Source organism: Desulfosarcina sp., from assembly GCF_041551955.1.
Lineage (GTDB): Bacteria > Desulfobacterota > Desulfobacteria > Desulfobacterales > Desulfosarcinaceae > Desulfosarcina.
In genome coordinates this window covers 1-6,149 of sequence record NZ_JBFELV010000296.1, presented here as the reverse complement: position 1 = coordinate 6,149, position 6,149 = coordinate 1, and the positions used below count along the sequence as shown (strand labels likewise).

Annotated in this window: 6 protein-coding genes; 4 read left to right on the top strand and 2 right to left on the bottom strand. The window is 56.1% G+C overall.

The window, feature by feature from the left end; all coding sequences use genetic code 11:
- The 3 genes from ABYV26_RS18310 to ABYV26_RS18300 all read left to right on the top strand — a co-directional run.
- The coding region (locus tag ABYV26_RS18310) for a ribonucleoside triphosphate reductase (RefSeq protein ID WP_372682801.1) at window positions 1–1,789 on the top strand (1,789 nt) is incomplete at its 5' end.
- Between the two features lie 6 nt (window positions 1,790–1,795).
- Window positions 1,796–2,491: an anaerobic ribonucleoside-triphosphate reductase activating protein gene (locus tag ABYV26_RS18305; protein WP_372682800.1), complete on the top strand. Its 696-nt coding sequence runs from the start codon at window positions 1,796–1,798 to the stop codon at window positions 2,489–2,491.
- Between the two features lie 330 nt (window positions 2,492–2,821).
- Window positions 2,822–3,019: a hypothetical protein gene (locus ABYV26_RS18300; protein WP_372682799.1), complete on the top strand. Its 198-nt coding sequence runs from the start codon at window positions 2,822–2,824 to the stop codon at window positions 3,017–3,019.
- 18 nt (window positions 3,020–3,037) lie between these two features.
- On the opposite strand, the gene thiD is transcribed toward ABYV26_RS18300, so the two are convergent.
- Complete coding sequence (gene thiD, locus ABYV26_RS18295) at window positions 3,038–3,850, bottom strand: bifunctional hydroxymethylpyrimidine kinase/phosphomethylpyrimidine kinase (RefSeq protein WP_372682798.1); 813 nt, start codon at window positions 3,848–3,850, stop codon at window positions 3,038–3,040.
- Between the two features lie 212 nt (window positions 3,851–4,062).
- Between thiD and ABYV26_RS18290 the strand changes: the two genes are divergently transcribed.
- Window positions 4,063–4,623: a hypothetical protein gene (locus tag ABYV26_RS18290; RefSeq protein ID WP_372682797.1), complete on the top strand. Its 561-nt coding sequence runs from the start codon at window positions 4,063–4,065 to the stop codon at window positions 4,621–4,623.
- Window positions 4,624–4,778: 155 nt separating this feature from the next.
- Here ABYV26_RS18290 and ABYV26_RS18285 read toward each other — a convergent pair.
- Window positions 4,779–6,149: sigma 54-interacting transcriptional regulator (locus ABYV26_RS18285; RefSeq protein WP_372682796.1), on the bottom strand; the 1,371-nt coding region annotated here is incomplete at its 5' end.

The following is a 6,149-nucleotide window of genomic DNA, read 5'->3' as shown; positions in this document are numbered from 1 at the left end:
TAAAATCTATCCGCCGGAGATTCGGCGGGCCCATGCCGACGGCGACCTTCATATCCACGACCTGAGCCTGCTGTCGGTCTACTGCGTTGGCTGGGACCTGACCGACCTCCTGCGAAACGGGTTCAAGGGCGTCGAGGGCAAAGTCGAAAGCGCGCCGCCCAAACATCTGCGCTCAGCCCTCGGCCAGATCGTCAACTTCTTCTACACCCTCCAAGGGGAGGCGGCCGGCGCCCAGGCCCTGTCCAACTTCGACACCCTGCTGGCACCTTTTATCCGTTATGATAAGCTGAGCTACGCCCGGGTCAAGCAGGCCCTCCAGGAGTTCGTCTTCAACATCAACATTCCCACCCGGGTGGGATTTCAGACGCCCTTCACCAATATCACCATGGATCTTTGTGTGCCGGGCACATTGAAGGACCATCCGGTGGTCATTGGCGGCAAGGACAAAAAAGCCACTTACGGCGAGTTCCAGTCAGAGATGGACACCTTTAACCGGGCCTTTGCCGAAGTGATGATCGAAGGCGACGCCAAGGGTCGCGTCTTCACCTTTCCCATTCCCACCTATAACATCACCAAGGATTTCGACTGGGACAACCCCAACCTGGAAACCGTTTGGCGGATGACCGGCAAATACGGGATCCCCTACTTCTCCAACTTCGTCAATTCGGACATGTCACCGGAAGACGCTCGTTCCATGTGCTGCCGTCTGAGGCTGGACAACCGCGAGCTGCTCAAGCGCGGCGGCGGTCTTTTCGGCGCCAACCCATTGACCGGTTCCATTGGCGTAGTGACCATCAACCTCCCGCGAATCGGCCATCAGGCCAAGGATGAAACCGAATTCTTCGACAGTCTCCAGGCCAAGGTGGACCTGGCCATCGAAAGCCTGACCATCAAACGCAAAGTCCTGGAACAATTCACCGACAAGAACCTCTACCCCTATTCCAAATTCTACCTGAGATCCATCAAGAACCGCGCCGGCGTTTACTGGAAAAACCATTTTTCCACGGTCGGCATCCTGGGTATGAACGAAGCCTGCCTGAACTTTCTGGGAACGGATATCACCACCGCCAGCGGCCAGGCCTTTGCCGTGAAAGTGATGGATGAACTGCGGGCCATGATCACTGAGGTCCAGGACCGCACGGGGGAAATTTTCAACCTGGAAGCCACCCCGGCCGAAGGCACCTCATACCGCCTGGCCATGATCGACAAGAAACGTTTTTCGGATATCCGTTGCGCCAACGAGGAGGACGTCCAAAAAGGAGCCGTGCCCTATTACACCAACTCTACGCAGCTGCCGGTGAATCACACCGACGATATTTTTGAAACCCTGATGCTACAGGACAATCTGCAGGTCAAATACACCGGCGGCACCGTGCTTCACCTGTTTTTGGGCGAGCAGGTCACCGACATCGAAACGGTGAAGTCCTTGATTCGCAAGGTGTCGGATAATTACCATCTGCCCTATTTCACCCTGACCCCCACTTTTTCGGTTTGTCCGTCCCATGGCTACCTCAATGGAGAACAAACTCGCTGCTCACACTGCAACCGCGAAACTGAAGTTTACTCCCGGGTAGTTGGGTACCTGCGACCGGTGAAGCAGTGGAACGACGGCAAGCAAGCTGAATACTGCCGCCGCCGGCCGTTTAAACTCACCTTTGAGGAACCGGGCGTCGAGGCGGCGGTGGCCATGAAGGAGGATGGCCGGTGCAACCCGCCAATGGACGAGTCAATCGAAGCGGTAGATCCGATCTGCACCGATGATGCCCTGCGGCAGATGGGGTCGGTATAGCGACGCATGATCCTGGCCGGTTTCCAGAAAAACTCATTTATCGACTTCCCCGGCAAGATCAGCTGCGTCCTTTTCATCACCGGCTGTAATTTCATCTGCCCCTATTGCCACAACGCCGACCTGGCCAGGGGAGAATACCCGGCGCGGTTCGAATTGACAGCGATCATGGATTTTTTAAAATCTCGCCGGGGTATGCTGGAAGGGGTGGCCATCACCGGCGGAGAACCCACGCTGGACAGGGGTATTTTCGATCTTTGCCGGGCGGTCAAAGCGCTGGGGTATCCGGTGAAACTGGACACCAACGGCAGTCGGCCCGAGGTGCTCCGTCAGCTTATTGCGCAGCACCTGGTTGATTTTGTCGCCATGGACATCAAAGCGCCCCTAAACGCCTACGCCCCTTTCAGCCGAGACCCGAACATCCATGAACGGTTGACAACCAGTATCCGCACCATCATGAAATCCGCCCCCGCCTATGAATTTCGAACCACCTGTGCCATGCCATTTGTCAACGAAACCACCGTTGAAACCATCGCCAAAACAATCGAAGGCGCCGCGTGCTATGTGCTCCAGCCGTTCAACGACCGAGCCATGTGTCTTGACCCCGAATTTAACCAACGGCAAGACCCGACCCTGTTACCGGAAACGATGCAGCGCTTGAAATCCTCGGCCGAGCCTTTTGTCAGGCGCTGCATGATCCGGTAACATCCCGTCGCCCCCCCCTGTGGTCTCAAACACCCGATTACAAGTTTCACCCTGCACGGCTACCCCATTTTTCTCCCCCACGCTTCATTTCACCGCGACCACCAACCTGGCGGCACCGAAAATCATTTTTTTTATAATTTTTTTCAAAAGGTACACTCGGCTCGGAAGGCGGATCAAGGTGGAAAAGCGCCGAAAACCTTTAATATTGATTGTATCACCACTACATCATGTGATAGTGGAAGACTGTGGCAACAGTATAGAGTACAATTAGGCTATGGTGGCAGGCCTGTCGAACCGCTTTGGACGGGTGTTCATCCAGGAAGGCAAACCATGCGACTCAAAGAGAAAAAAAAGGGCTCGATTTGGGGACAGACCCCAGGTGAACAGCGAACCGGCATTGACCGCCGCATGCTCTCCTACGACTGGCATATTCCCGAACGCCGGTCCGCTGCGGACCGGCGCTCGGTCAGGAAATACGCCATCAGCGACCGTGGTGGATGGCCCGATCGGCTCGGTGCTGAAGGGTGAACGAGATCCCCCTTTCCTTCAGCCGACACCCATTCCCGCCCGACGGTAAAGGTCGAAAAAGTGGTGGGTGGGGCCGCATCCCTTACCTAAAGACAGGGCATTTTCAATCGCACCGGTAATGTATGTCTTGGCCAGGGTCACTGCATCGACAAAAGACTCGCCCCGCGCCATGTGGGCGGCGATGGCCGACGAAAAGGTGCAGCCGGTGCCATGATTGTTGGCCGTGTCGATCCGCCGGCTCTCCAGCAGCTTGACATCTTGTCCGTCAAACAGCACATCCGTGGCGTTCCCCCGTCCTAAATGCCCCCCCTTGACCACGACCCTTGTCGCCCCCAATGCCGAAATTTCCCGGGCCGCGGTTTGCATCGCATCGATACCCGCGATCTTCTTTCCCAGCAGGGCCTGTGCTTCAGGCAGATTGGGGGTGACCACCTGGGCCAGCGGGAACAAGTGCCGGACCAAGGCCGCCTGGGCATCAGGCTGAAGCAGGGCATATCCGCTTTTGGAGATCATCACCGGGTCCAGTACCACCGGCGGGAGCCGCTCAATGGCGCCCAGGGCATCGGCAATGGCTTCGATGAGGGGAACACTGGCCACCATGCCAATTTTGACGGCATGAATGGGAATGTCATCGAACAGGCAGGTGATCTGGCCGTGAACGATCTCCGGTCGCATCTCCTGTATATCGTAGACCTTTTGGGTATTCTGCACCGTCACCGCGGTCACGGCGCTCATGCCAAACACCCCTATCGCCTGAAAGGTTTTCAAGTCCGCCTGGATGCCGGCCCCTCCGGATGAATCCGACCCGGCAATGCTCAATGCGACATGCATATCGTTCTCCTGATTATAAATGATCGTTGTAGCAAGAAAAACGGCCATCAAACCGAATAGAAAGTCCAAAAAAAATTCAGCTTTTCGGCCACCTGCCGATATATGGTAGTGACACGCTGTTAACGACGGTCTTGGTTGACTGAATGGTTTAATATACCCTCACTCCGGCGTTCACCGGAATAACGAACGACACCGATGCCTTGAAAAAAAGCATGGCCTGCAAACGACACCATCCGATCAGCCCGATCAACAACACCAGCGGTGGGGCTGTCGGAATCCTCATCGCCGTGGTGCTCGTGCTCGCCCTTGCCGGCGGCGGAGGTTTTCTGGCATACAACAAGTACTATAAAAAAGAGCCGCTTCGATCCAAACTCGCCACCCTGAAAGTCAAAAGGGAACTGATTCGTTTTACCCACGACCAGGTATCCACCGCCCTTTACCACAATATGGTCATGCTGGATGATATCCTGGTGATGATGGACTCGGAACTGGACCGGCTGAAGCGCATCGGCAAGAAATTCCCCAATCAACGAGGGATCGTTGCCTCCCAGACCGAAGAACTGAAGAAGGCCCGGGAACGCATGGCACAGGTTCTGAGCGATGTCAACGCCACCCTTGAAAACATGTACGTCACCTGGCTGGTAAATCGATCCGAAGGGACCGGTCAGATCCGGTCGCAGAAAGGCACGCTCACCCGGCAGTTGGCCGACACCATCCGCGGCGAGGCCGTGCTGATCGGGCGCATCCGCACCAACCCCGACGCAGCATCTTGAAATGGCATCTTTCGGCCCAGGCCAGCGTTCTCAGGCTGCCGAGATCCTCGACGTAGCGCTGCTACGCCTCCGGTCTCACCAGCGCTGCGGCCTTGCCCTGAACCAAAATCTACCATTTCCAGTCACTGCCAAGAACTGAGCAGGATCGACACGTCTTAACGGTAGGTACGATAATCTACCCCATATTTCTTGGCCTTGTAGGCAAATTTGCGCACGGTGGTTTTCAGGATCTCCGCAGCCAGGGTGATGTTTCCCCGGGTGTTTTTCAGGGAATCGATGATCATCTCCTTTTCCAGCGCCCCCACGGCATCCTCCAGGGAATGATCCGGAAGGGTGCCGCTCTCCTTGCCCGTCTGAAGCGAAGGCGGCAGGTGGTAGCTGTGAATGGCGCCCTCTTCGCAGAGCAGCACGGCCCGTTCGATGCAGTTTTCCAGTTCTCGTACATTTCCGGGCCAGTGGTAGACCATGAGCATGTCGATGGCCGGGGTAGATAGCCGTTTGACTTCCCGTCCGTTCTCTTCGGCATACCGCTCCAAAAAGAAATCCGCCAGCAACAGGATATCGGTCTTTCGTTCCCGCAAGGGGGGCATGTAAATGGGAAACACGTTGAGACGATAGTACAGGTCTCCGCGAAAGGTGTCTTCATCCACCGCCTGTTCCAGGTTCTTGTTGGTGGCTGCGATGATGCGCACATCCACCTTGAGGGTCCGGTGACCGCCCACCCGTTCGAATTCGCGCTCCTGGAGAACACGCAGCAGCCTAACCTGAACGTCGGGTTCGATGCTGCCGATTTCGTCTAGAAAGATGGTGCCTTTGTGGGCCAGTTCAAACCGCCCGGGCTTCTGTTTGACCGCTCCGGTGAAGGCTCCTTTTTCATGACCGAACAGTTCACTCTCGATGAGGTTGTTGGGAATGGCCGCGCAATTGACTTTGACGAAGGGCCCTTTTGACCGCGTGGAATTGTAGTGAATGGAGTTGGCCACCAATTCCTTTCCAGTGCCGCTTTCTCCACGGATCAGAACGGTGGCGTTGCTGCGCGAGACCTGGCTGATCATCTGGTAGACCTCGCGCATTTTGTTGCTGTTGCCGATAATGTTGTTGATGCGGTACTTGTTTTCAAGTTCATCTCGCAGACGTTTGTTTTCCGCCCGCAGGGCCTCTTTTTCCAGGTGGATGGTTTCCAGGTTGATGGCGTGGCGGGCCAGCATGGTGGCCACCACGGATAGCATTTTGGTGCCTGCCTCCAGGGGGTAGTCGGGGTCGTAGGCCCTGTCCACACTCAGGGCACCCACCACCCGTTTTCCCTTTTGCACCGGGACACAAATAAATGAGACCTCGCCCATGCCCTTGATTTTGCGCGATGCGGTCCGGTTCAGAAACAGGGGTTCTTGACTGATTTTGGGTATCGCCACGGCCTCGCCGGTTTCGATTACCCGGCCGATAATTCCTTCGCCCAGCTTGTATTTCACCCGTTCCATGGCACTTTTAGAAAGGCTGTGGGCGACCTCGATGCTGATTTCGTTTCT

Bases quoted from the DNA above. Each gene is read 5' to 3' on its own strand.
- thiD (WP_372682798.1), bottom strand. From the start codon at position 3,850: ATGCATGTCGCATTGAGCATTGCCGGGTCGGATTCATCCGGAGGGGCC.
- ABYV26_RS18305 (WP_372682800.1), top strand. From the start codon at position 1,796: ATGATCCTGGCCGGTTTCCAGAAAAACTCATTTATCGACTTCCCCGGC.
- ABYV26_RS18290 (WP_372682797.1), top strand. From the start codon at position 4,063: ATGGCCTGCAAACGACACCATCCGATCAGCCCGATCAACAACACCAGC.
- ABYV26_RS18300 (WP_372682799.1), top strand. From the start codon at position 2,822: ATGCGACTCAAAGAGAAAAAAAAGGGCTCGATTTGGGGACAGACCCCA.